The organism is Ammoniphilus soli (genome assembly GCF_040813775.1).
The window spans coordinates 50,042-76,591 of sequence record NZ_JBEGDL010000008.1; the positions used below are offsets into that span (position 1 = coordinate 50,042).

Annotated in this window: 20 protein-coding genes and 2 pseudogenes; 4 read left to right on the forward strand and 18 right to left on the reverse strand. The window is 43.7% G+C overall.

Going from position 1 to position 26,550, the window contains the following annotated elements; all coding sequences use genetic code 11:
- From ABLT31_RS16735 to ABLT31_RS16755, 5 genes are all read right to left on the reverse strand, one after another.
- Positions 1–438 carry a PTS sugar transporter subunit IIA gene (locus tag ABLT31_RS16735; protein ID WP_367753621.1) on the reverse strand — a complete coding sequence of 146 codons (438 nt, stop codon included), beginning with the start codon at positions 436–438 and terminating at the stop codon, positions 1–3.
- A complete protein-coding gene (locus ABLT31_RS16740) occupies positions 435–2,543 on the reverse strand; it encodes a BglG family transcription antiterminator (RefSeq protein ID WP_367753623.1) in 2,109 nt (702 codons plus the stop codon). The genes ABLT31_RS16735 and ABLT31_RS16740 overlap by 4 nt, the downstream gene beginning before the upstream one ends.
- Before the next feature lie 61 nt (positions 2,544–2,604).
- The gene (locus ABLT31_RS16745) at positions 2,605–4,026 is read right to left on the reverse strand and encodes a PTS mannitol transporter subunit IICB (protein WP_367753625.1); all 1,422 of its coding nucleotides are present in this window, start codon (positions 4,024–4,026) and stop codon (positions 2,605–2,607) included.
- 488 nt (positions 4,027–4,514) lie between these two features.
- The gene (locus tag ABLT31_RS16750; protein ID WP_367753627.1) at positions 4,515–5,951 is read right to left on the reverse strand and encodes an alanine/glycine:cation symporter family protein; all 1,437 of its coding nucleotides are present in this window, start codon (positions 5,949–5,951) and stop codon (positions 4,515–4,517) included.
- A gap of 126 nt (positions 5,952–6,077) precedes the next feature.
- Positions 6,078–7,064: a glutaminase gene (locus ABLT31_RS16755; protein WP_367753629.1), complete on the reverse strand. Its 987-nt coding sequence runs from the start codon at positions 7,062–7,064 to the stop codon at positions 6,078–6,080.
- A 221-nt stretch (positions 7,065–7,285) separates the two neighbouring features.
- Between ABLT31_RS16755 and ABLT31_RS16760 the strand changes: the two genes are divergently transcribed.
- Together ABLT31_RS16760 and ABLT31_RS16765 are read left to right on the forward strand one after the other, a co-directional pair.
- Positions 7,286–8,602, forward strand: a complete 1,317-nt coding sequence (locus ABLT31_RS16760; RefSeq protein WP_367753631.1) for an ATP-binding protein — start codon at positions 7,286–7,288, stop codon at positions 8,600–8,602.
- A gap of 4 nt (positions 8,603–8,606) precedes the next feature.
- Positions 8,607–9,542 carry a DNA-binding domain-containing protein gene (locus tag ABLT31_RS16765; RefSeq protein WP_367753633.1) on the forward strand — a complete coding sequence of 312 codons (936 nt, stop codon included), beginning with the start codon at positions 8,607–8,609 and terminating at the stop codon, positions 9,540–9,542.
- A gap of 53 nt (positions 9,543–9,595) precedes the next feature.
- On the opposite strand, the gene ABLT31_RS16770 is transcribed toward ABLT31_RS16765, so the two are convergent.
- The 7 genes and pseudogenes from ABLT31_RS16770 to ABLT31_RS16800 all read right to left on the reverse strand — a co-directional run.
- On the reverse strand, positions 9,596–10,861 hold the full coding sequence (locus ABLT31_RS16770) for a Glu/Leu/Phe/Val family dehydrogenase (RefSeq protein ID WP_462976509.1): 1,266 nt from the start codon (positions 10,859–10,861) through the stop codon (positions 9,596–9,598).
- A gap of 53 nt (positions 10,862–10,914) precedes the next feature.
- Positions 10,915–12,233, reverse strand: a pseudogene (locus tag ABLT31_RS16775) (phytoene desaturase family protein).
- Positions 12,234–12,259: 26 nt separating this feature from the next.
- The gene (locus tag ABLT31_RS16780) at positions 12,260–12,799 is read right to left on the reverse strand and encodes an acyl-CoA thioesterase (RefSeq protein ID WP_367753637.1); all 540 of its coding nucleotides are present in this window, start codon (positions 12,797–12,799) and stop codon (positions 12,260–12,262) included.
- Positions 12,800–13,070: 271 nt separating this feature from the next.
- Entirely contained in the window at positions 13,071–14,249 is a 1,179-nt protein-coding gene (locus tag ABLT31_RS16785) for a Ger(x)C family spore germination protein (RefSeq protein ID WP_367753639.1), read from the reverse strand.
- The gene (locus ABLT31_RS16790; RefSeq protein WP_367753641.1) at positions 14,236–15,336 is read right to left on the reverse strand and encodes a GerAB/ArcD/ProY family transporter; all 1,101 of its coding nucleotides are present in this window, start codon (positions 15,334–15,336) and stop codon (positions 14,236–14,238) included. Before ABLT31_RS16790 ends, ABLT31_RS16785 begins: the two co-directional genes overlap by 14 nt.
- Before the next feature lie 22 nt (positions 15,337–15,358).
- Positions 15,359–17,038: a spore germination protein gene (locus tag ABLT31_RS16795; protein WP_462976505.1), complete on the reverse strand. Its 1,680-nt coding sequence runs from the start codon at positions 17,036–17,038 to the stop codon at positions 15,359–15,361.
- Positions 17,039–17,387: 349 nt separating this feature from the next.
- A pseudogene (locus ABLT31_RS16800) lies at positions 17,388–17,528 on the reverse strand (ferrichrome ABC transporter permease); the annotation flags it as partial.
- A gap of 283 nt (positions 17,529–17,811) precedes the next feature.
- Here ABLT31_RS16800 and ABLT31_RS16805 point away from each other — a divergent pair.
- Positions 17,812–18,399 carry a Uma2 family endonuclease gene (locus tag ABLT31_RS16805; RefSeq protein WP_367753643.1) on the forward strand — a complete coding sequence of 196 codons (588 nt, stop codon included), beginning with the start codon at positions 17,812–17,814 and terminating at the stop codon, positions 18,397–18,399.
- A 514-nt stretch (positions 18,400–18,913) separates the two neighbouring features.
- Here the strand turns inward: ABLT31_RS16805 and ABLT31_RS16810 are convergent.
- The 3 genes from ABLT31_RS16810 to ABLT31_RS16820 are packed head-to-tail and all read right to left on the reverse strand — an operon-like array spanning position 18,914 to position 22,320.
- The gene (locus ABLT31_RS16810; RefSeq protein WP_367753954.1) at positions 18,914–20,215 is read right to left on the reverse strand and encodes a (Fe-S)-binding protein; all 1,302 of its coding nucleotides are present in this window, start codon (positions 20,213–20,215) and stop codon (positions 18,914–18,916) included.
- Entirely contained in the window at positions 20,215–21,615 is a 1,401-nt protein-coding gene (locus ABLT31_RS16815; RefSeq protein WP_367753645.1) for an FAD-binding oxidoreductase, read from the reverse strand. The genes ABLT31_RS16810 and ABLT31_RS16815 overlap by 1 nt, the downstream gene beginning before the upstream one ends.
- 48 nt (positions 21,616–21,663) lie before the next feature.
- On the reverse strand, positions 21,664–22,320 hold the full coding sequence (locus ABLT31_RS16820) for a GntR family transcriptional regulator (RefSeq protein ID WP_367753647.1): 657 nt from the start codon (positions 22,318–22,320) through the stop codon (positions 21,664–21,666).
- Positions 22,321–22,600: 280 nt separating this feature from the next.
- On the opposite strand from ABLT31_RS16820, the gene ABLT31_RS16825 reads away from it, so the two are divergent.
- Positions 22,601–23,704 (forward strand): iron-containing alcohol dehydrogenase family protein, encoded by a 1,104-nt coding sequence (locus tag ABLT31_RS16825; protein ID WP_367753649.1) that lies wholly within the window; start codon positions 22,601–22,603, stop codon positions 23,702–23,704.
- A gap of 276 nt (positions 23,705–23,980) precedes the next feature.
- Here ABLT31_RS16825 and ABLT31_RS16830 read toward each other — a convergent pair whose 3' ends face one another.
- From ABLT31_RS16830 to ABLT31_RS16840, 3 genes are read right to left on the reverse strand one after another with little or no spacing between them, the layout of a single operon-like run.
- Positions 23,981–24,226: a hypothetical protein gene (locus ABLT31_RS16830; RefSeq protein ID WP_367753651.1), complete on the reverse strand. Its 246-nt coding sequence runs from the start codon at positions 24,224–24,226 to the stop codon at positions 23,981–23,983.
- A 10-nt stretch (positions 24,227–24,236) separates the two neighbouring features.
- On the reverse strand, positions 24,237–25,451 hold the full coding sequence (locus ABLT31_RS16835; protein ID WP_367753653.1) for a Ger(x)C family spore germination protein: 1,215 nt from the start codon (positions 25,449–25,451) through the stop codon (positions 24,237–24,239).
- Positions 25,448–26,545: a GerAB/ArcD/ProY family transporter gene (locus ABLT31_RS16840; RefSeq protein ID WP_367753655.1), complete on the reverse strand. Its 1,098-nt coding sequence runs from the start codon at positions 26,543–26,545 to the stop codon at positions 25,448–25,450. Before ABLT31_RS16840 ends, ABLT31_RS16835 begins: the two co-directional genes overlap by 4 nt.
- Positions 26,546–26,550: the final 5 nt, after the last annotated feature.

Genomic DNA, 26,550 nt, shown 5'->3' on the forward strand with positions numbered 1-26,550 from the left:
TTAAATCCCCCTTTCAAAAATCTCTGCGATTTCCTCTTCAGAGGTCGCTTGCACAATTCTTTTTACATTTTCTTCCTCAGAGCAAGCAATCGCAATGTTGGATAAAATATCCAGATGGTCATTCCCTGCACCTGCGATCCCAATCACTAAATAAGCGGTATTTCCATTTCCGAAATCCACTCCATTCGGAATTTGGAGGATGGATATCCCTGAAGATTTAATCCACTTCTTGGATTCCTCCGTACCATGCGGGATAGCAACTCCGTTTCCTATATAGGTCGTTAAGGCTTCTTCACGTTCAAACATTTTTCCGATATATTCTTGGGAAACATGCCCGTCCTCGACAAGCAACTTGCCTGCTAATTCAATGGCTTCTCTTTTGTTGGACACTGATGCATTCAAAAGGATTTTGTTTTTCGTAATAACAGATTGGATCATTGTGATCTCTCCTTCATTTTGTTTTGAGTAAATTCTTGCAATTTAGCAGAAAAGTAATCTGAAATGCTGTCTTCGTTTTTGGATTTTAAGACATCAACCGTTTCTTCTTCGATTAATAGCGAACTAATTTCACTTAAGACTTCCAGTCCTTCTTTTGTAATTATTTTAGGCCCCAAAAGCATAAGGATATGGTTGACTTCCATTTCCTGATCATTCATTGATCTGATAAACAGGGGATGTTTTAAAGAATAGGTGCTGAAGGATACCTTTATCACCTCATCGTTACGGCTGTGGAACAATGCCAGTCCGGTACCCGGGATGCCAAGTCCGCCCAGCTTTTCGCGCTCCAATAGCTGATTAAGCACGATTTCTTTGTTTCGTATCACTTGCTTCTGGTGCAATATTTCACAAATGCTCAGTAATGTATCCTTCAAGTCCTGTTGAACATTATTCACTTCCTGGAAATGAAATCCCTTCAAAAGGTCAATCGCATGACTCAAATACGATTGCATGGATTGCAACTCCTGAATGACCTGATCCGTATGGGCCTCTTTCATCACAGTGCGCTTCTGCTTCTTGAAGGCGGAAAGCTTCATGCTTCGAATAAAAAGTCTAATCTTCTGGATATCTTCTTTGGTTAACAGCGGACTAACCAAAATGTATTCATTTCGATGAATCGGTAAAGGTATTGTAGAAACGATGAGATCATATTCGTTTTTCGGAATGTGGTCGATTTCGAACAGCGACACATTTTTTAAACTCTCAATCTCCGAGAACTCCTTTTTCATTCTTGTGGCTAAAATTTTCGATGAACCTATTCCGCTGGAGCAAACGATTAGCGTACGGTATTTCTGATTCTGATGACGAGTTCGTTCTATGGAAGCGCCGAAATGCATCGTAAGATAACCAACTTCTTCATCCGGAACATTCAGCTGAGGGAATACCTTTTGTACCGCTTCCCGAAGGATCCCATACAGTTCGCCATAATCGTTCTTGATTTCCTCAAGCAGCGGATTCCTGATTTTCATGTTCCGCTGAATTCGGAAAATGGCCGGTTCCATATGCGTAAGCAACCCATGAGGCAAGGATTCGTCATCCTTCAATTGCACATTTAACTTCTCTTCGGTATACTCAATCAATTTCTTGATTTTTGCCATGAGCTCCACATTGTGCGACTCTATCCATTCACCTGAAGAGTTCCTCAATTTGGCTCCCCGCAAATGCATGGTAATATATCCAATTTCCGCGACCGGAACATCAATTTGGAATATGCTTTTGATTCTTTCAAGTATGCGTTCAGCAATGCGGTATTCTTGCGTATCCGCCAGCTCTTTCAAATAAGCTTCATCGAATATGATCTTTTCTCCCTTTTCAATTCGTTCGATCGCCAGAGCAAGGTGAATCACCAGACCGATATAGGCGCTATCCGCCAGCGGATACGATAGGTCATTGTCAAGGTTCCGCAAAGCATTTTCAACCATAATTAATTTTTCTTTTTCAATGAGGCCCAGCAAGCGCTCGGATACAGAGTTTATATTTTTAAGCGACTTTCCTTGAAGATTTTCCTTAACGATTCCAAGCAGTTCCAATTCGCTCAAGTTTTCCGTAATTAAGGTGCTCATGATTTTCCGCTTTCCCGATTCGGGACCTTCAAGCTCCACTCCGTATCCTCTTCTGCGGATCAGGGTTAAATCGAAATGTCTCAGCCAATCATCAATTTCATCCAAATCGTGGCTAATTGTCGCTGTCGTAACTTTTAAATCATGAGCTAAAGACACCAATTTTACCGGATCTTTAGATTCCAAAAGTGTACAAACAATTAATTTTTTCCTCTCCTCTGGAGTAAATTCCAATGTGGTTAAATTATATAAGGATAAGCGAAGTTCTTCCTTTTTCTCCACATCACCTTGAATTTGAATGCCGATGCCTGACTTTTTCACCAGCTGTAAGCTGTATTTTTCCAACAGATCTTCTAGATCATGAAGTTCCCGATGCACGGTTCTTGTACTGACCTCAACTTCATCAGCGATCTTGCCGATGGTAATGCCCTCTTGTTCGCGCAATAAGATATCGAGAATGATGCGTTGCCTTGGGGAAACTGTCATTTTCTCTCTCCCTAAAGAGGTTATTCACGCCAGATTTGGGATATTTGGCGCGTGATATCCATTATGCTAAACGGTTTACGAGCTCATCATACTTCGGACTCCCCAGGAAATTATCAATGGATATATGCTCTGCTTGGGGAAGCTTCGCTTTGGCGCGGTCAGTCAATGTTTTTTGCGTGATGACAATATCCGCATCTTGAGGAATTTCGCTGATGGCGGTATTGATGACCGTAATGTCTGCTAAACCGGCATCTTTAAACTTTTTGCGAAGAATGGAAGCGCCCATAGCGCTTGAGCCCATTCCCGCATCACAGGCAAATACCACTTTATTTACCTGCACGGAGGGTACAGATGGCACAGTCGCAACAGCTGCATTTTTGCCCTTCAATTGGTTCACTTGATTTTGTGCTTTCTCCAAATCTTCTTCATCCGTTACTTGGTTGCTTAATTTAAGCAAGAAGGAAGCAATGAAGAAGGATGCCGCCGCTGCCGAAACGATACCGGTCAGTACTGGAATCAGTCCCCCTTTGGGAGCCATCGCACTCAAAGCAAAAACGCTGCCAGGAGAAGGAGGAGCAACTAACCCTGCATTGAAAAGCGTAAATGTAAAGACTCCTGTCATCCCTCCGCCAATTACAGCCAAAATCAATCTGGGATTCATCATGATATAAGGAAAATAAATTTCGTGAATGCCTCCGAAAAAGTGAATGATAGTGGCACCAGGAGCAGACTGCTTAGCGGCACCTTTACCCGCAAACCAATAGGCTAATAATATTCCGAGACCAGGCCCTGGATTGGTTTCGAGCAAAAAGAAGATGGATTGGCCCGCTTTTGCAGCCTGATCTATCCCAATGGGGCTCAAAATCCCATGGTTTATCGCATTATTTAAAAACAGCACTTTTGCGGGTTCAATAAAGATACTTACCAAAGGAAGCAATCCCGCGTTTACAATCGCTTGCACTCCCGAAGCCAGGGCTTGGCTTAAGCTTTGAACCACAGGGCCAATGGCATTAAGCGCTAATAATGTCAATATTCCGCCAACGATTCCAGCTGAGAAATTATTGACTAGCATCTCAAACCCAGAACGAACTTTTCCTTCAATGGCTTTATCAAACTGCTTTATGGCCCATCCGCCCAGAGGTCCCATCATCATGGCCCCAAGAAACATGGGAATTTCAGATCCCACTATAACCCCCATCGTAGCAACAGCTCCAACGACTCCGCCACGCACATCATAAACCATTTTCCCCCCGGTATAGCCGATCAGTAAGGGTAACAGGTACGTAATCATCGGTCCTACCAACTGGGCCAGCTGTTCATTTGGCCACCAGCCTGTAGGAATAAACAAAGCGGTGATAAATCCCCAAGCGATGAAAGCGCCGATGTTCGGCATCACCATACCGCTTAAGAATCGACCGAACTTTTGGACGCGGACACGAAAACCGGCTGTGGACTCATTTTTCTTTAATACTGCTCCATCCATTTCATAATCCCCCTTTAAGATTCGTTGTATTGTTGACATCTTTTAATGTGTTTCAATTGATAATTTAAATATAAACGCTTACAATAGCTTGTACAACAAAATGAAAATTGGATTTCGTCACGAAGGATGTTGACAAAATTTAATTGCAAAACGTCCAGCCCCACCTCAGGACGTGTAGGTGGAAATCCTCCAACTAAACCTCCCTATCTTTAATTTTTACTTCAAATAGATGGAATATCGTCAACTAATCGCACTTGAACGTCCAGAATCAAGGGGTTGAGCCGAATTAATTGACCATTCTCCCACAATTTCATCTTTTTCCTGTCTACTTTAGGTTATAAGTGTCGTTTCTCCACCTATCTCTTCTGCCATGGGTCCAGATCCTTTTAATTATCTCAAATAAAAAAAAAGACCCTAAAATCATAATTGATCTTAAGGCCAAATCGTTAATATATTCCTTTACCCTCCTACATAGAAACCGGATATTCCTAGGCTAATCGCTCTTTCTTCTTCGCTTCCTCATCGGTTTCCCAACATTCGGCATTCTGTAAGCCCGCTATGCGGTTTGCATGGAATATCGGATCTATTCCTTGCTTCTTTTGCTGACGGTAGTCTTCTAATGCTGCAAATGCGATTTTCCCCAGTAAAAGTATGGCAATCAGGTTCGTTATCGCCATGAGCGCCATAAACAAGTCAGCCATATCCCATACGATAGAAACCTTAGCGATGGAGCCGAACAAAACCATGCCCACAACAGCCAAGCGGTAAATAAAGACCCATTTTTTATTGGAATTAATGAATTCGATATTGGTTTGTCCGTAATAATAATTTCCAACCACGGAAGTGAAAGCAAAAAGCAGCACAGCAATAGCAACAAAGCTGATAGTCCAGGAACCGACTTGCGAGCTTAAAGCGGCTTGAAGAAGTTGAATGCCTTCCAACCCTTCTGTCTCATAGGCTCCTGACAGCAAAACAATGAATGCTGTAGAACTGCAAATTAAAAGAGTATCTACAAATACGCCCAAAGCTTGGATCAGCCCTTGCTTGACAGGATGGCTCACATTTGCAGTAGCCGCTGCGTTCGGCGCACTTCCCATGCCCGCTTCATTGGAAAAAAGACCTCTTTTGATTCCCATCAGCATGGCAGCACCGATTCCGCCTCCAAAAGCTTGTTCCAAACCAAATGCGCTTTTCAAAATGAGGATCAGCGCCGCAGGAATCTCAGAGAAATTGATGATCATAACATATCCGGCAATCAAAATATACCCTCCGGCCATGATAGGTACTAACCATTCCGAAATGGTAACGATTCTTTTTAATCCTCCGAAAATGATATAAGCCGTTGCCGCTGCAAGCAGAATACCGGTCACCAGCCGATCGATCCCATACGCATTTTCGACTGCAAGAGTAATCGTATTCGCTTGTACGGCATTAAAGACAAGTCCGAAACAAACTGTAATCAGAAAGGCAAATATAACTCCCATCCACCGCTTATTCAGCCCTTTTTCCATATAATAAGCCGGGCCGCCGCGGAAGCCTCCTTGATCTTTAATCTTATAAACTTGTGCTAGCGTAGCCTCTACAAACGCAGAAGCAGACCCGATGAGAGCAATCAGCCACATCCAAAAAACAGCTCCCGGACCGCCAATGGAGATGGCCAACGATACACCCGCTAAATTGCCCGTCCCGACACGTGAGGCTGTACTAAGGGCAAAAGCTCCAAAAGCAGAAACCCCCTTTTCGCCGTTTACCGAATCCCCCACGCCATCTCCCAGCAACCGTATCATTTCGCCAAGATAGCGCAGCTGAACAAATTTGGTTTTTACAGTGAAATAAAGACCAAGAATAATGAGCAAGGCAATGAGTACATAGGTCCATAAGATTTCATTCCCTACAGAAACCAACTTTTCCAGCAATCCAACCATTCCCTTCACCTCTCACGATGATTTTTTAAGCCTATCTTTTCTGTATCCGTTTTCACAAAATTAAATCAATTCACCCCCTTTTCTATGTTCATGAGAATCGGCTCAACCTACAGTCCATAATGCCTTTTAAAAAATACTCAGGTCCCATTCCTGCACGATATGTTCCAATAGCCTAGTCCCCGTCAGACTGTTGCCATATTCATCAATAGCCGGCCCATAGATTCCAATGCCGCATCCATCTTGGAAAGGAAATTTTCTCCCTGAAGGAACGGCTCCCATAATCCCGCCAGACACTCCGCTTTTAGCTGGAATTCCAACAAAAGCAGCAAATTTCCCGGAAGCATTGTACATCCCGCAAGTCAGCATTAAGGCTTTGGTTATTCGAGCCACTTGTTTGGGCAGGATCTGCTCTTTGCGAATCGGATGAAATCCGTCATGGGCAAGAAACAGTCCCATCAAGGCAATGTCTTCTGTGTTTACTTCAATTGAACATAGCCTCAAATACACTTCTAAAGCTTCCTCCACCTCGGATTCCAAAAACCCAGACTCCTTTAAATAGTGAGCCAAGGCTCTGTTGCGATGAGCGGTTTGCCATTCCGACTGAAACACTTCCTCTTTAATAGCTGGATACTTTCCTGTCATTTTTTCGACTAATGCGTACACCGATTCCATCTTTTTTTCCGGCGATTCTCCCGGAAGAAGGGAAGCTACGGTGATCGCTCCGGCATTGATCATGGGATTAAACGGCTTCCCCGGCTTATGCATTTCCAGGCGGATAATCGAGTTGAAGGCATCCCCCGTCGGCTCTACATCCACACGCTCCATCACGTAAGAAACTCCGCGATGCAAGCATGCCGCGATAAAGCTAATCACTTTTGAGATACTTTGCATGGTAAAGGGAACGTTCCAATCACCTGATTTTATGGCTTTTCCATCAGGTCCTATGATGCAAACGCCCAATTGTGCAGGATCAGCTTCTCCCAAAGCAGGAATATACGTTGCACACCGTCCTTCAGCAGAAAAAGAACGGAAATGCGTCACCCATTCCTCCAAGCCATCCATCCTCGGATGATCCCTTTGATCCTGATCCTCTTCTATCAAATCTTTAAGCATAAGCTTCTACCCTTCCCTCTCTTGAATTAAATCTTTTAAGTCCGATCTGAAAAAACGCTTTCATTTCTGATTCCTGAATCTATTATTGATTTTATGGTCGATCTACAGAATGAAACAAAAAACAACAAAAAAACGTAAAAAAATAATTTTTTGACATTTCCCTCTAGGATGGTTTAAATATAAATAATCATGAATTACTCATTTTCAAACAAAATTAGGAAGTGACATTCTTGAACATCTGTCCTATATTAAAAAAAGACATCTATATTCTTGTTCTGATGATGTTTACCGTTCCATTGGCTGGCGAATTGAATTTTTATCCATTCAATGAAACCTTCCGGGTCAGTTTTGGTGCACCCACCTTTTTCTTTTTTTTGCTGTTGTTTCGAAAAATTCCGTGTGTCATCCCTGGTTTTTTGACGGGGGCATTCGTTGTAGGATTTCGTATTCTATTAGACTTGTTCACTCAGTACGACTTTAGTTGGATATCCTCATTTCAAGTCCACTATTCAAGTTTTTTCTATTATTTCACTTTTTCTTTACTTGTTTATTGGACAAATCTCAACCGCTTTGACAAGCGCCCTTTGGTCATCGGGGGGATTGGCGTTGCCATCGAAATCGTGTCTGACTTGGTCGAGTTAATGACGCAGTTTTTCGTATTTAAGCCCATCATTACTTTAGCAGCACTGAAGCAAATTATCATTATCGCGTTCTCCCACAGTTTTATGGTGATTAGCTTTTTCAGTTTGATGAAACTGTATGAAGCTCAATCCCGGGAGAGACAAATCAGAAAACAAAATGAACACATGCTGATGCTGATCTCCAATTTATTCGAAGAATCGATCCATTTGAAAAAGACATTACAAAATGCGGAAACCATCACAAAAAAATCATATGATTTATACAGAAAATTAAGCCGTTTGAAACATGAGCACAGTGCCTTACCGATCGAGGAATACCGTAGAGAGGCATTGGAAATTGCCGGGGAAGTCCATGAAATTAAAAAAGATAACCAGCGGATTTTTGCCGGGCTATCCAAGCTCATTTCCGACGAAAGCACTGCGGATTATATGGACATGCATCAACTGGTTGACATCATCGTGCGTACAAACGAGAAATATGCCCGCTTACTGGGTAAAGACATTCAATTTGTGTCTACCATAGAAGGGACTCATCCTCCCTACCATGCTTTCATCATTCTGTCGATCTTCAATAATATCGTCGCAAACGCAGTAGAAGCCATCAAACATACCGGAAACATTGCAATCGGTATCAAAAGAATTCTTGATTCGGTTGAATTCCGAATAGGCGATGATGGCCCCGGTATTGCACCGAAGTATAAACATTTAATTTTCAAGCCTGGATATACTTCCAAATATGATCTTTCCGGCAATCCATCGACAGGCATCGGACTGTCCTATACCAAAGAAATGGTGGAACAGCTGGAGGGTGACATTGCGGTGATGGATGGACAGGGAGGAACAGGATCGATTTTCACGATTCGGCTGCCGATTAGTCATTTAATGGAAAAAGGGTGATTCGATGCTTTTTTATATTACGGACGACGACGAAGCCGTTCGCTCGATGTTAGCCCAAATCATCGAAGACGAGGATCTTGGGGAAGTGGCAGGGGAAGCCGAAGACGGCTCATTGCTGGATGCACAAATGCTGAATTTCAAAAACATAGATATTTTATTGATCGATCTGCTCATGCCCATACAAGACGGGATCGAAACGATTCGTCAAATCAAACCGTCATTTAACGGAAAAATCATCATGATTTCTCAAGTGGAATCGAAGGAACTGGTTTGCGAAGCCTATTCACTCGGCATTGAATACTATATAACCAAACCGATCAACAGGGGCGAAGTGTTGACCATCATTCGGAAAGTGATCGAACGAATTCAATTGGAAAAATCGATACAAGATATTCACAAATCGCTAAAAACCGTGCTTAATTTGGATCACCCGCTGGATCGGCAACAAAAGCCTTCGAACGAAAAATCGATAAGGGCTTCCGGGCATTTTCTTTTATCCGAATTGGGGATTGCCGGTGAAAGCGGAAGTAAAGATTTGCTGGATATGTTGGATTATTTGTATCAATATGAACAAGTACAGACCTTAAATAAAGGAGTTCCTGCCCTTAAAGAGATTTTTTTGAATTTGGCTCAAAAAAGACTTGGAAAATCAGCAGCAGAGACCGTATTAAAAAAAGAAGTCAAAGCCTCTGAACAACGGGTCCGCCGGGCTATCTACCAATCCTTGACTCATTTGGCTTCCCTTGGTCTCACTGATTTTTCCAATTGGAAGTTTGAAAATTACGCTTCAAGATTTTTTGATTTTTCATGCGTAAGGAAAAGGATGACGGAATTGGAGAATAGCTCCCCATCGTCTACTTCCCTTGCTCGCATCAATACAAAAAAATTCATCCAAGTTCTCTATCATGAAGCGAAACAAGTGCATTCAGAGTCTCATTAAACAAAGAGGTACCTTTGCGAGGTACCTCTTTGTTTTGGGCATGGCCTATGAAATTATACCCACCCTCTCCATTTCACCGCTTCGGCCAACCGCCTTAAGCCGACCATGTAAGCGGACAGCCTCATATCTACTTTCCTTTCTGCTGCTGTCCGATAGACATTCGAGAAAGAGGAAATCAAAATCTTCTCTAGTTTTTCTTCCACTTCTTGCTCTGACCAATAATACCCCTGATTGTTTTGGACCCACTCGAAGTAAGATACAATCACTCCTCCTGCACTGGCCAATACATCAGGAACAATCAAGACTCCTCTTTGAGTCAAAATTTCCGTAGCTTTTAATGTCGTAGGCCCATTGGCTGCCTCAACCAGAATCCTCGCTTTAATCTCAGAGGCATTTTCTTCTGTAATTTGATTTTCAATCGCAGCAGGCACAAGAATATCACACTCTTGAACCAATAGTTCTTGGTTCGAAATTCGATCGTTAAAAAGAGTCGTAACCGTGCCGAAAGAATCCCGTTTATCCAACAGATAGTCAATATCCAGCCCATCCGCATCATATAGGGCACCATAGGCATCCGATATGCCCACCACCTTCGCTCCCGCATCATGAAGGAACTTGGCAAGGAAGCTGCCTGCATTTCCGAAACCTTGGATGATCACCCTTGCACCCTCAATGGAGATTCCAGCCACTTTAGCCGCTTCTCTCATGACGATTGTAACTCCTTTAGCTGTCGAGGATTCCCTCCCGGCAGACCCCCCTAGGACCAATGGCTTTCCCGTGATAAAGCCCGGCGAATCAAATTCGCGGATGCGGCTGTACTCATCCATCATCCAAGCCATGATTTGGGAATTCGTAAAAACATCCGGGGCTGGAATATCCTTCGTGGGTCCGACAAGCTGACTGACGGCGCGGACATAGCCGCGGCTCAAGCGTTCCAATTCACGGAAAGACATCGATCGCGGATCGCATTGGATGCCGCCTTTTCCCCCTCCATACGGAAGATCGGTAAGTCCGCATTTAATGCTCATCCACATGGAGAGCGCTTTGACTTCTTCTTCGGTTACATCAGGATGAAAGCGAATTCCGCCTTTCGTAGGACCTACCGCATCATTATGCTGGGCCCGATACCCCGTGAAGACCTTGACCGAACCGTCATCCATCCTTACTGGAATGCGCACAGTCAATAATCGAAGAGGTTCCTTCAGCAATTCATGCATTTCTTGTCCGTACCCCATACTTTCAAGAGCGGTTTCAATAACCTGCTGCGTCCTTTCAAATACATTCAACTGCTCTTTGACTTCTACTTTCTCTTTCTTCATTTCCAAAGTTTTTAAGCTCATGTTTCTTCCTCCTCTTGGTCTCCATTAATAATTTATATCAGTACCAGATGATCCCTAACAGATTCTTTCTTTTCGCCAATTAATTGAGTAACCCTGTAAGAGCTTGAGAAAGACAACTCAGATAATTGACCTTGCCCTTCACACCAATCTCCGGCGAAATAAAGATTATGATAATCCGGAAAGCATAGGGGCATCGGTTTTTGGTTCATCGTCCACTTCAATTCTTGAACGATGGCACGCTGAGAAATCCGGGGAACGACCAATGCTTCTCTCCACCCCATAAAGTGTTTATCATACAAAGCCTCGATTTTCTGCTTATAGCCTTGCAGCACGTCCTTATTGCCCAAATCCTCCTGCCGCAAGTAGGCCGTCGCTTGAAGAAGCTGCCCGCCATCCGGGACGCATGTTTCATCGTAATAAGAAATATCGGTAATGAAAATCTGGTTGTTTTTGTCATAAATATAGGTGTAAGGCAAATCCAAGCGTTTACTGAGGCCAATATCATAGACAAAGACCACACTGGGATGAAAATTGGCATAATACATCATGGGATGAGAAAGCCGTGTTCCTTGAAACACTTTTGCCAATTCACCCGGCGGAATGCAGAATACAAACTCATCACCGCTTATGGTTTGATCGTTTGTATGTACAGCTTCCACGCGCTCCTCCCTTACGGTTACGGACTCCACCTTGCTCTTGCTTAAAATCGTCCCTTGGTTCTGTTGAATAATTCTTACAAACTCATGGATGATCGCTTGCCAGCCTCCACCGATGTACGAAACGGGTTTTTGGGTTTGAAACAATCTCCGATAATAGGCAAAGAAGATATCCGAAGGAATCTTTTCAGGCTCCTTGGTAAAAAAGTTGGAGGACGCTAGGGTGAGCATCATTTCTTTTACCTCTTCGCTTATTCCCTCTTTCGCCATCCATTGAAGAATCGACAGATGAGGATGACCCTTTTCCATTTTTGTGATCGTTTTCAGCACCTCGAACGAGAACTTGATTTTTTCCGTCCCTTTCAGTACTTTCGTCCGAAAAAGACCTTGAATATTGGCCGGCACATCCGTTAATTCATCTCCGATGTCATATTTGGCTTTATTCGGATTAAAATCTCTCCAATCGATTTGAAGACCCAGTTCTCTTTCAAATCGATGCAAAACGGAGTATCCCGCCCATAGATGGCATGAGCGCCAAAGTTAAAGGAAAAGCCCTTGATTTTCAGGGTAACCGCCCTTCCTCCCAACACTCCGCGTTCCAGTAAAATGACTTTTTTCCCCTGATGGGACAGATAAGCGGCCGATGACAATCCAGCCAACCCACCGCCAACGATTACGACATCATAATGTTCCATAAGTTCATACTCCTGAGTTCTATCTATCATACAATCAAGCTTTCCAGATCCATTTCCCATAGTTTTTTGGTACCCAATGTCTCCGCAAGCTTCTTGCTTTCTATTCTGCGAATACGCCGGGCTTCTGCCCTTCTTGGAGCGGAATCATGCAGGAGGGCTTCTTCGTGCGTTTCCGGAATAATCCAGGGAACCTCGATGGGCTTACCCTCTTCATCTATAGCAACAAAGGTTAAAAATGATGTTGCACAAACGACTCTCTCTCCCGTCAATAAATTTTCCGCCATGACCTTTACAAATATTTCCATGGAGGTTTTATGTGTCCAGGTAACAAAGGCTTCCAGACAAACCTCTTGATCCACTTTAATCGGATGGAGGAAATCAACTGAATCAGTAGAAGCCGTGACCACGCGACACTGGGAATGCTTCATCGCAGATAAAGCGGCAACATCGTCAATATGAGCCATTAGCTTCCCGCCATATAAGGTGCCATGGCAGTTGGTGTCCGGCGGAAGCACGTGGCTTGATTTCGAAGAAAGGGACTCTCTTACAAATTTTGCTTCTGACATCATTTTTTCTCCTCTACCTAATGCTTAAGGTTGTATTTACAAAATAACGTTTCCAAACCTGTTGCTCATGAACACAGAATTCATTCTATAATCAGACCTACAGAATAAAACTGGAAACCACAAAAACTTCAAAAACGATAAGCAAGAAAACTTGGCTGACGCCAAGCTTTTCTTCTGCGTCAACAAGTTTTCCTCGTGCTGTCCAAATAATGTAACACAGTTATAAATTCTGACAGTATAAAAAAAAGACTGCCAAAAGGCAGCCATCATATTATCCTGATTTCGTTCCTCTCGTTCCGTATTCTCTAATCTGCACCTTTACCTTTATATCAACGGGTACCTCGCTAAACTCACTATCCCAATCCTTTTTCACGTCTTTCCACACCTGAGGATATTGAATGCTCAGTTTTTTGCCGAAGCCGGCTACATCCACTTTAAAATCCTTCTGAGTCTTGGTAAAAGCCTTCTCAGCCAAACGCTTGATTTCCTTTTCTGTTGCTTTTTCGGCTTTTTTTATAAATTCCTGCTCAAAGGCGTTTCCGGGTATCACCCAGTCCTCTCTTAACTTCCCTTCCGTTGAGATTTCCACAGTATAAGAGATCCTGCCACCCCTGACATGGGGCTTGATCTGGCTTTTCATTTCACGGACCTCATATACGATGGGCTCCCCAGTTTCAGGATCCACGCCTTCGATCAGCCCTGCTTTTCCCTTGCCGCTTAACCAATTGAGCCCTTCGGTCTCTTCTTCCCCTAACCAGCCGACCATCTTGGCGCTTTTTCCTTTGATAATGGCAGCACCGGAAATTTTCACCCCCTTTTTGGAAGTGACCACCCGCTGAACGACAAAACTTCTTTTTGCTGTTATTTTTTCCGAAAAATCGCCCAAATTCAGATCGGGAGCCATGCGCAATGTCTTTCTGGTATGCTGTATCAGATCATGTAATTTCAGTACAGGGATTTGTTCAATCGATGGGGGCTTCTCAAAAACCTCCCTGGATTGACCTTTCGCAATGACGACCTTGATCGTGCGTCTGGATTCTGTATTGCGCATGAGGAAGTTGATGATTTCATTCAAATCGATAGAACGGGCAATATCCTCACTGATCACAAGGACTTGCAAGTGTTCATAGCTTGGAGCTCGTTCTGACTGTGTGGCCAGTTCTCGAATGCCTGCAAAGATAGAACTGCTTTCATTGACCATATTCACATAATTCCCCTTTGCCCCCCCTCCTTCTTTTGCAGAAAAAGGATCCGGCACTGCGAATTGGTGAACCAAGGAAATTCTATGGCGCTTAGGCTGATGTTCCTCTGTTTTCATCGTTTCCGGCTTGTCGATACCCAGTCCAAGGACAATTCCGGTATCTTCAATCTCTTTGCGATCCCAGCAGCCGGTGGCAAGAAGCAGGAAAATGAGAGATAACCAACCCAAAATCCTTTTAATTTTCCCCAATTCCTTTCCCCCTTATCTTCGCGATCATCCAGAAGTAAAGAGGCATAACGGCTCCAAGAAATATGTATACGTATCCGATATACTCGCCCAGCTTGAATATGCTATTCAAATTTTCCGGATATAGCGCAATGATATAAATCAAAGGCAATAACCCAAAGGCGAAAGCATTATGATCCTTCTTGAAGAGTTGCCCCAGACCTAGACATGCAGCGTAGTGAAACGGAACAAAAGAGGTATACATGGCCATGACCCAAAGAACAACGAAAAAAGCTTCGAAGCGCTCAAAAAATCCCCCCGGCAGCTCAATGGCCTTAGCCACCGACATCATCGGCCAGGTTAGCGTCTTCACCTCATCTAATGTTAAAGTGCCTATCGCCAATATAACGACTAAGGTATATAAAGGGATCACGATGCCGATGCCAGCCATGATGGACTTGACCGCCTTTTGAGGCTCTTTCATGAAAAAGGCCAGAACAAGCATCACCTCATAACCGCCATAAGAAAGGGCCGTGACTTTGATTCCCTTCCATACCGGTTGGATCCCATCACCTAGCACAGGGCGAAGATTATCCAATTCGAAATTCCGGAAGCTGAATATAACGAGTAAAAGAAGAAGAATAGCAATCACAAGAAAAAACAGTTCACATATTCGCGCAATCGGATTGATTCCCCCTATGGTTAAGTAGACCCCTACAGACATGAATGAGATAATAATCACTTCAATCGGCGTATTATCCAACAGGTACATGCGGATGACTTCACCCATGATTCGTGCCTGATGGCCGGCAGATAAAAGGAGGAAACCGACAAAAAACATTCCATGAAGCTTTCCAAGAAAATTTCCGGCCACCACTTGGCTATATTGAAAAAAACTCTGGCAGGGAAAGCTCTGGCTCACTTTTCCGACAACCCACCCGAAAAACAAGGCGATCAGCCCGCCCAGCATCACGGAGATCCATCCATCCGGTGTTCCCACTTCTTCCGCCACTGCCCGGGGAAGAGTGATAATGCCTGTTGCGATAATCACATTGGTGACGATCAAGGCAGATTGGATCGTCGTGATTTGATCTTTTGGATGGGAAATCACAGCAAGACCTCCTTTAACCTGTCTATTGGCGTTTCCGATTTTGGGTTTTGTTCATTTCGGGGCGTTCTTTCATTATCATCAGCGGCACTCTAATGACCAAATCCTTCCAATCCGCTAACCGGAAGGGAGTGAAAGGGGCAGCGTAATGAACCCCAAAGCTCTTGAGCTTCACAAGATGGACATTTATGATGACATAGAACAGTATAATGCCGTACATACCCAATACCGAAGCCGCCAGCATCATTCCAAATCGAAGCATTCGAATGGCGATTCCCGCTCCGTACTGAGGGAAGGCGAAAGAGGAAATCGCAGTCAAAGCGACTACAATCACCATGATCGGGCTTACGATCCCTGCTTGAACCGCAGCTTGGCCGATGACCAAGCCGCCGACAATGCCAACGGCCTGCCCTACCGGCTTGGGCAGGCGGATCCCCGCTTCCCGAAGGACTTCAATGGTAATTTCCATAATCAGTGCTTCAATAATGGAAGGGAAGGGGACCCCTTCCCTTCCTGAAGCAACGGAAAGGACCAATTTGGTTGGAATCAGTCCGTGATGATAGGATATGAGCGAAATATAAAGCGCTGGAAGGAATAACGCCATAAATGCCGCGAAATAACGCATGATGCGGATCAGCGAACCCGGCAGCCAGCGCTCATAATAGTCTTCCGGCGAGGTCATCAGCATGGAAAACGTAACGGGAACGATCAGGGCAAAGGGAGTCCCATCCAACAGAAGGGCCACCCGTCCTTCCATCAAAGCGCTTACCACCCGGTCTGGGCGTTCTGTATTTTGTACCTGCGGAAAAGGAGAAAGGTAGTTATCTTCAATCAGCTGCTCGATATACCCCGACTCGGGAACATCATCAATATCAATGCGCTCGACTCTCCTTTTCACCTCATCGACCAGTTCCTGATTGGTAACTCCCTTAATATAGATGACAGCCAGATCTTTTTTGGAGCGGCGGCCTACTTTGTAGTTGACCATCGTAAAGTCGGGATCCTTGATTCTCCGGCGGAGCAAAGCTGTATTGTTGCGGAGAGTCTCCACAAAACCGTCTCGCGGTCCCCGCACAAGAGCTTCCGTAACCGGCTCATCTATAGCGCGACTCTCCCATCCTGCTGTCCCAAGGATTAGGCCCCCATCTATCCTATCCAGAAATAAAACTGCGCTTCCAGAAAGCACCTCTAATATACAAAGATTTGCATCACTTACTTCCCTTACTTGCGTGTCCGTAATAATATGGTCAAGAATGCTGCCTTTTGCACGTTCTATCGTACCATCCAAAAAGGCTCTATCGTGGGTGAGAGGCTCGATTACATGTTTGTGCAGAGTATCCTTATCAATTAAGCCATCAACATAAACAACCGCCGCTTTCCATTCCGAATATCCGATCCTAAACTGGCGAAATACGACATCAGGGCTATGTCCGATCGCTTCTTTCATCACTTCCAGGTTATCTTGAAGACGTCTGGTCAATTTGAATTCTTTCTGGTTGGCTATTCGTTCAAAAGGATTCTTAACCAACTTCTTATTCTTTTCCGGCTTGGTCCTGCCTTGTAAGAATCCTTTATGCTTTTGACCAATTCTAGCTGGCAATACATGTGATATTCTGGATATCAAAAAAGGGACGAGGAATGAAAACAATGCCCCTATCCATATTTTCAGATCAGGAAATAATGCAACCAACCTTTGCCACGACATGCAAATGAACCCCTTAATTATTTTTGAATATTCTTCCTCAAAATCCATGTATTTATATATCAATTGTTAAATTATGTTTCCAAATTTGCCCTGAGCCAAGCAAAAAGCGGTCTCCTATTAGAGACCGCTTTTCTTCTTTCCTGTATCGCCATCAGTTTAAGCCCATTTTTTCAAGAACATGGATTTATCCTTTATAATAGGGTAATCGCTGATGACCCAATAAGGGACGAGGTAAAGCTGATTGTTCTTTACAGCCTTAAGGTTCTTCCACAGAGCACTTTGGGTCATTTCTTCATATTTCTGTTCTGCCTCTTTATCCCCGCCCTTGACTGGACCTCCAACCTGAATAAATCCAGGGAAACATAATTTGAATCTGTATCCATTTCATCCCTGCCACCCCTCCAGCATACCAAAAGGCTAGATCCTGTCCGATTTGGTAATAGATCGCAACTCCTTCACTAAGCGAGGAAAGCAATGCGGAGACAAAAGCCACTATTCCAAAAAATAAGATGAGGGTTGCCATGAAGGGACGCGACTGTAACTTTGTTTGTTCCATTCGGTTTACAATCGTAGTCGTTGACATCGGTGTCATGGCTAACCTTCCATAGTGAGTTCATTCATTTTATATGAATGCTGAGAATTATCGGTATTCCCAACATAAACCACCCATACCTATTTCATCTGTTAATGTCTAATAGACTTTATGATTATAAGTTATCTATAACCTATGGTAAAATGAAGGAACTAAGAAAAAATGAATAGGGGTGATTTCGTTGTCGCTGCCTAATATAGAACCAAACAAACAGTATACTGTAAAGGACATTGCTGAATGGGAAGAGCGCTGGGAACTCATCGAAGGGGTTCCATATCTCTCAGCATCTCCCTCCCGATTGCATCAAACTGTCAGCCGACGTTTTCTTACCGCTCTGGAAAACTATATGTCGGCAAAACCATGTGAAGTATTTGCGGCTCCATTTGATGTCTATCTTTCAGAGAACATCGAAGAGGATTATGATCATCACAAAAATGCTGTCCAACCGGATTTGTTTATCGTCTGCAACCCATCCAAAATTCACGATCGAGGTGTGAAGGGTGCTCCTGATTGGATTGCAGAGATTATATCGCCAACCACAGCTAAATTGGATCGATTAAAAAAATTCAACTTATACGAGAAGTTTGGGGTAACTGAATTCTGGTTAATATCTCCATACGAGCAGTCCATCGAGATTTTTGTATTAGGTGATAACAAAAAGTACTACCGAAAAGGAGTTTATGGACCCGATGACCAGGTTACCCTTCATCAATTTGAGGACTTTTTTCTAGATGTATCTGATTTATTTCGAGGATTTCCTCTTTCATAGTTAAAACCGATTTTGCGGAAGCTTTTTTCACAAGAGTGTCCTAAAAGGTGGTCCATACGCAACGACTTAATGGGAAAAGCTCCACCTATTTTAAAAAGGAATAAAAATAATAAGGAGATAGTTGGAAAAAGTCCATTTATCATCGATAAAACGATCCAAAACGGAGTCATTATCGTGATTAGTTGGAGAATTTCCAACTACTTCTTATGAAATCTCATAAAATTTTATTGTACGTGGAGATTTTCTAACTATTCAATTGGCTCTACCTCCATCAATTCACTTTCTGCTCTCGCCACTCCCGATATTTAGCCAGGGTTTCCTCATTCGGGGGATATACATCCACAAGTAGCCAACTAGCCGTTTTTCAGCACAAAGCGGATGTACGCCCCTCATAAGGTGTCAGCTTGCTCTAGACACATGGTGAAGTTTTTCAAAAGCTTCAGCTATTAATTTCATAGAATCACTCTCCCAAATTGTTATTTTATCCTTTCCGCAGATCCCCAATGAAGATCCCCTACTCTATCCCTGCAGCTTCCGCCAAATACTCCACCAAATGCAGCGCTCTGCATTCATCCTGAAGATTTTCCCGTTCAATACCTAGCTTCATTTGAAGCAAGCACCCTGGATTCGTCGTGAGAATAATATTCGAATGGGTCTTTTTCACGTTCTCCATTTTCTGATCTAGGATTTGCATAGATTCTTTATAGTTCACGATATTATAAATACCTGCTGATCCGCAGCACATATCGGCTTGGTCCATTTCTATCAATTCGATATTAGGGATGGATTGGATTAATTCCAGCGGTTCTTTCGTCACTTTTTGCACATTGGTCATATGGCAAGAGCGCTGGTAAGTCACTTTTTCTAAACGATGATCAGGCACTTTCACACCGCCGCACAAGACAAGTACTTCACTAATATCCTTTGATTTTGCAGAAAACGCCTGTGCACGCTCGCTCCATTCCGGATCTTCTGCCAACAGGTGACCGTATTCATGCAGCATCGCACCGCATCCGCCCGCATTGTTCACAATGAAGTCGAGATCCGCTTCCTCAAAGGCCGCGATGTTCAGCTTAGCCAGATTTATCGCTTGGTCTGGTTCTCCAGCATGGGCATGCAGGGCTCCACAGCACGTTTGACTTTCAATAATTATCACATCACAGCCTACTTCTGCTAACAATTCAACTGATAATCGATTGATGCGAGCGAACATCGCATCCATAATACAGCCGGTAAAGAACGCCACCGCATACTTCTTCTCCCTTTTGGCCTTGATGAACGCAGGAAGTTTTTTGCGTTCGGAAGGAGAAACGGCTTCTGGTGTAATCGCTTCCAGTTGGCCCAGGTTCATAGGGAGCTTATTCAAAACGCCCGATTTTCTGGCCCACTTTTGCAACCCGCTTTTTTGGTATAGCCATAGTCCATGCCCGAGCGTTTTCATCGCCATTCTGCTAGGAAAAACCTTCTTAAAGAGTGTATTTCGAAGAGTTTGAACCGGGTAACTGAATTTTTTCCGACGAGTCACCGCAGCCCGTGCCGCTTCTAAGATCGCTCCATATTCCACGCCTGTCGGGCAAGCCGTCTCACAAGATCTGCAGCCCAGGCATAAATCAAGCGGCTCCTCGAGTACAGATAAATCCGTAATTCGTCCTTCCCCCACCATCTTCACGAGATTGATTCTTCCCCGAGGAGAATGGGTTTCCTTTCCCATGGTCGCATAGGTAGGACAAACAGGTAAGCAATATCCGCATTGAACACAGTTATTCGTTTTCTCATATTTTAATTCTTTTTGTAATTCCATTAATCGGTTTTCCATCACTTCAACACCAACTTTTGGCCTTTTTCAGGAAAGATCTTCCCGGGATTCATGATGTTATTGGGATCCCAAACCTGTTTGATGCGCTTCATCATATCCAATCCAACGGCCCCCAATTCCATCTCCATAAAGGGCGCTTTCATCGTACCAATTCCATGCTCTCCGGATAATGTCCCCCCTAGCTGGACAGCGGCCTCAAAGATTTCGGCTACGGCTAATTCAACCCGTTCCATTTCTTCCTTATCGCTTTTGTCTGCAATAATATTCGGGTGGAGGTTCCCATCCCCTGCATGCCCGAAAACAACGAGATGCAGATTGTATTTTTCTTTAATTTGCTGCAGCCTGCGGCACATTTCCGGTATCTGGCTGCGAGGAACCGTAGCATCTTCCGAAATCTTCGTTGGCTTAATTCGCACAATGGCCGGAGACACGAGCTTTCTTGCTTTCCATATATCCGATTGTTCCTTCGCGGTTTGCGGAATTCTTACCTCTCTTGCACCTACCGATTTACACAGTGAAGCTACCTTTTCTATCTCATCCTTTACAGCTGCGGGATGCCCATCCAATTCTATTAAAATAATGGCTTCAGCGTCTCTCGGCAGATTGGAAGGCTCATAATTTTCAACAGCGACAATCGAAGCCTGATCCATAAGCTCCATCTTAGCTGGGAGGATTCCTGAAGATAAAATCTTTGAAATCGCACTTCCGGCATCAACTAGACTGTTAAATATGGCCATTAATGTTTCGGAAGCTGGCGGTTTCGGAATTAATCGCAGGATGGCTTTCGTAATAATCCCTAACGTCCCTTCTGATCCCACAATTAACTTCGTCAAATCATATCCCGTCACGTTCTTGACCGTTCTACCGCCTGTACGAATGATTTCGCCCTCCGGAGTGATCACTTCCAAACCGATTACATAGTCTTTGGTAACGCCATATTTCAATCCGCGAGGCCCTCCGGAATTTTCCGCAAGGTTTCCTCCTATTGTTGAAACGTGAGAACTGCTAGGATCAGGCGGATACATCAATCCTTTTTTTTCTGCTGCTTTATGTATTTCAGAAGTCAATACGCCAGGGGAAACGACGACAACTAAATCTTCCTCATCCACTTCCAGCACTTGATTCATGACAGACAAATCAAGAACGATTCCCCCTTTTACAGGCAGGGGTCCACCGCTCAAGGAAGTGGACTGACCTCTTGGATAAATAGGTATTTTCTCTTTATTAGCGAACTTTACTAACTTGGCAAGCTCCTCCACTTCCCTTGTCTGAATGACGACATCCGGCAAATAGGTGCCGAATGAAGCATCAAAAGAATAACTGTACCGATCGGATTCATCTGTAAATACCGTTCCGGTTGAAACTATTTTTTTTATTTCCTCGATGTGATGCTGATTCATGCTATCCTCTCCCTAGATTACAGATTTTTCCAACCGTTGCACCATTGCTCAATAAGAGACTCCTAAACCATATAGGACTTGGATCGAGTTCCTTCTTGCATTCATGATGTGCTCCCTAACTAGCCTTTCTACTTGTTCGGCATCTCTCTCTAAAAACGCATCGATAATTCCAATGTGTTCCGGTATCGATACATTATATTTTTCATTTACTGTTGAAGTGTAAATCATAATCCTTCGGGTATGATCCATTACATTGTTCCATATATTGTGGATGAACGTGTTATCATGCGTATAGATAATCTTGTGATGAAGTTCCCCGTCCAGGTTCGTAAAGTATATTTTTCTTTCCTCAGGGGTAGCCATAGGAGGTTCATCCGTGAAATTCCTCCTCATTTTCAACAACCAATCTTCCGGTATTTTTTCACACACGGCCTTAGCGACGAAGGGTTCAATCGACTCCCGAACTTCGTAAATATGGTTGATTAACTCTGGCGTAATCCCAGAAACAATCATTCCTTTTCGAGGATAAATGTAAACAAACTTCTCGTTTTCTAACATTTGCAGGGCTTCTCTTATCGGTGTCCTGCTAATGCCTAATTCCTCTTGCAATGCCTCTTCCGAAATATCTGCTAGGGGCTTCAGTTCGCCGCTAAAAATTTTTTCTTTAATGCTTATATATGCGATTTGCGTTTTTCCTTGTCTCATATCTGTAACCTCTGTCATTCTGTGATATATCTAAGATATATCTATAATAAAGTGCAAAAAAGCTTCATGTCAACTTACCAAAAACAAAATTATTTAAATTATTAGTATTGAATTAAATCTGCGACTGATATACAATCCAGATATTGATTGTCTTACAAATATAACAAAAGAGATGAATAACGGTTTAAAATTGAACAGGGCTTTATCTTTTCCGCTTCTCTGATATATCTAAAATATATCTTTTGGCCAAAGACAAAAACAAATAATAGAGGTGATAAAAATGCATGTCGCTAAAGCCTATCCTTCCAATTATATTCAAGAAAAAGGGATTATTGATAAAGCTGGGGAATGGGTTGAAAAGTTTGGAACAACCCCTTTTGTCCTTAGTGGTCCTACCGCTTGGTCGAAAGTCAGTGCCCCATTTACAAAGAGCTTAAGTGAAAGCGGTTTAGATTATACCCTGGAATTTTTCGAGGGGCATTGTTCTGATCAAGAAGTGCAGCGGGTTCTGTCTCAAGTTCCGTCCTCTGTTGATGTCATCGTCGGAGTCGGCGGAGGACAATGCGTCGATACGGCCAAACTTGTAGCCAATCGCTTGAATCTGCCCGTTTTGAACATCTCCACTTTAGCTTCTACCTGCGCTGCGTCAGCCGCACAATCTATCATTTATACACCAGAACATGTATTTGTGCGAGTAGAGCCATTTGACCACTCCCCCGTTGCCGTACTTGTCGATCCGGATATCATACGAGATGCTCCTATGCGCTATCTATCTGCGGGTATTGGTGATACCCTGGTCAAATGGTATGAAGCCATGCCCCTCAATGAAGGAAAGGTTCAAAATGCGATGACCAAAGTCGGCTTAAAGATCGCTGAATTAATACGTGATTTGCTATTTGAGTTCAGTGAACAGGCCATTCGCGATTGTGAAAAAGGAGAAACAAGCGAATCCCTTCGTCAAGTCATCGATGCCAATATTCTCTTGGGCGGTTTGGTTGGAGGACTGGGAAGGCACACATGCGCTTCATCAGGAGCTCACGCCATTCATTATGGAATGACTGTTATTCCCGAAATGAAGGATGCCTTTCATGGGGAACTTGTCGCTTATGGACTTTTGTGCCAATTCAAACTGGAAGGAAAAAAAGATCAAGAAATCATTGATTTTATGAGATTTTATCAGAAGATTAATCTTCCCATATCATTAAAGGACTTGGGGATGAAAAACCTCAGTGAAGAGGATCTCCGCCTAGCGGCACAAAAAGCTTGTGCACCTGAGCGGACGATTCACCATCTCCCTTTTGCCATACTTGAAGAACATGTATATCAAGCTATCATTGATATTAATGAATTAGGTGAAGCTATTAAAAGTGAAGTTACTTTATAGACTGTGAGGGTGACATTTAGCCAAAAGTATAATTACCTCTTAACGGTGGTAATTATACTTTTTTTCTTTATTCGTCAATGCTGGAAGTACGTTGGATTAGATAGTTGGACTTTCTCTCCAATTAAATTTGGATTTTGATCTAGACGGACTGATTTAAATGGAAAACCTCCCACTATCGCTGCAGATCTATCTCAAATATCCAACTAATGAGTCCTTTCCACGGGCCGCGTTTTCCGTTTTAGGAGTTTCTTCCCCAATGATGAAACTCCCTTTAACTCAATCAAACGGCCCCCCTAGCATCTGTTCGATCCATTTTCCGATCGGTCGAAAAATCACATCCTCCCCCTTTACCACAAAAGTAGGAAGCGGCAGGGAAGCGGATTCCGCGATCCCGGCGTAGGCGGAAAAGAGCATGAGGGAAATGAATAGAAGCAATTCTTTCGTTTTTTTTTGTTTCCGCAAGCTCCGAACAACAAAATAAAGGATGATCCCATGAACAAACAATATAAGTAACGTATTCACTTAGGTCTCCTTATTTCTGCATGATGGTGGAAAACGGTTTATTAATCATTCCCGTACGACGGACTGAAACGTCTATTTTTAAGCTCAATTCCACATCCCCCAATTGCTTCCCCCACTCCTGTTGTAGTTTCTTCCACTGTTTGGGATATTCTTTATGAATCTCCTCTCCAAACCCCAGGATATCGGCTTCCATCTTTTTAGCCTGTGCCCATGTTCTTAAGATATCTTCCCGGATCTGCTTTTCCAGTTGCTTTTCTACTTTTTTTATATTTTCTGGCTTACTCAAATCCAAGGTGCATGACGTTTCATTCAGAATCCCTTCTGACTCGATTTCTGCCGTCATGGTGATTTTCTCGTTTTTTATGACTGGCTTTAAGTTTGTAGAGGAGCGTTCTACAAGAAATGTCGACATCTTGCCCGCTTCTTCTTTTTCCGAACAGGCAAACGAAATGACCGCATTTTGGACATGGTCTGTCAGCCAGGCCATCCCCATTGCTTCTTCCTGTTTCAGCCAGCCTGCAAGCTTATCCTTTTTGAATATTCCGATGTCTCCAATCTTAATGACCCCTTTTTGCGAGGTTTCCTTCAGCGCATCGAGGGAAGATTGCTTTTCGGGATTGCCTGACACCCGTATTTCCGGTACAACCGCACTGGCTTGTGGATTGACCAGCATGGACACAAAATCAATCAGTCTGATTCTTCTTGCAATGGACATTTGGGTTTCGGTCCTCCTGAATATCTGATCGATCGCGTGCGCAGGAATCTTTTCCTGTGGAGTAAGTGCTTCTAATATATCCCGGGCACGGCCTTTGCTCAATACAACAACCATGGTTTCCCTGCTCTCCCCGTCACGCAAATAAAAATCAACGATTTCGGTAACCCCTTTCTCCTTAGCAACCTTCTCGCTAATGACAAGAACCCGGTTATGCGCGAAAAAAGGGGTACGGGATGATTCCAGACTGATCCGCTGAATCGTTTCAAGCAAGCTTTTCCCTTTTGTTGAAAATACCGTAACCGGGGTCTGGCTCCCCCCGCCTCCCCCTCCCGCTTGGGTGGCGATCGATTGGGGAATGACGATTTGATAGGAAGTCACCCATTCCTCTTTCTCCAGATCGATGGCTGTTCCCATTATAGCCCCTATTTCATTCAACTCTATCCTGTTCCAGCAGCCGACTTGAAAGATAGAAATTACAATGACGAAGAGCGTTAAGCACCTGCGCTTCATGTACCCACCCGCTTTTTTCTGTTTTTCCAAAGTACAACAATGAGGAGGATAGCCGGAATGACAATATTGATAAAAAGCAAACGGCTTGTTGCCGTATATAGTTGATAAAGATTTAATTCGGCTACATTTCTCCAGGAAACAATAGACAAGGACATGGTTAACATGCCATACGGAAACAGGAAAGGAATCTGCTCCCGGATCCCGAAGGTCTGGGTGAAGCAATAAAACCCGCAGAACATAAAAACGGTAAGCTTCATGATCATCGTCCCGACCCATACGGCAATGAACAAGGCGTCGATCCGCTCGAGAAAACCAGCAACTTCAATAATGCGGAACACGTTAAAGGTAGGATAGGCGAACAAGGCCAGCGTTTTTTCCCCAAAAATAGCAATGGACCCAATAATCGTCCACGCCATACTTAAGCCGGTCAAGACGACTCCTAGAACGGCGGCTTTTCTTGCTTTGCCCGGATGGATTAAAAACGGTGCCAACAGCAGAATCACCATGGATTCGGAAAGCCAGCTAAAAGGGGCAACAGCCCCCATCAGAATCCGGTTGAAAGGCGTGTCCAGGATGGGCAGCAGCCGATCGAACTTCATTTCTTTCAGATAAAACAACGTACTCAATAAAAATACGAAAAAACTAGTCATCAAAATGATTTGGTTCACCCGAGCAATCACTTCGATTCCGTAATACAGGGCATACATAACCAAAAGAACCGCAACAATGCCAAATACAAGCGGAGGCGTCTGCTTCATGACCGAGTCCACCATGAAATTCACAAACTGCCGCAGGACGCCGAAACCGCTGACAAAAAAGTAGTAAGTCATCATAAACCCGATCACCTTGCTCGGAACACGGCCCAAGGTTTTCTCCATAATTTTGAAGATAGTCAAGCGAGGATACTTAATCGATATCGTACCGGATATATAAGCTCCCCCCACTCCTGCGGCCGTCGCCAATAGCAAGGAAACCCAAGCATCGGAGCTGGCATGCTCCACAACCATCGAAGGAACGCTCAAGATGGCAGTAGGCAAGATCATACTAATGATCAGAAGGATAACCTGCCATGTGGTAATTCTCACCTGCTGCATATAAA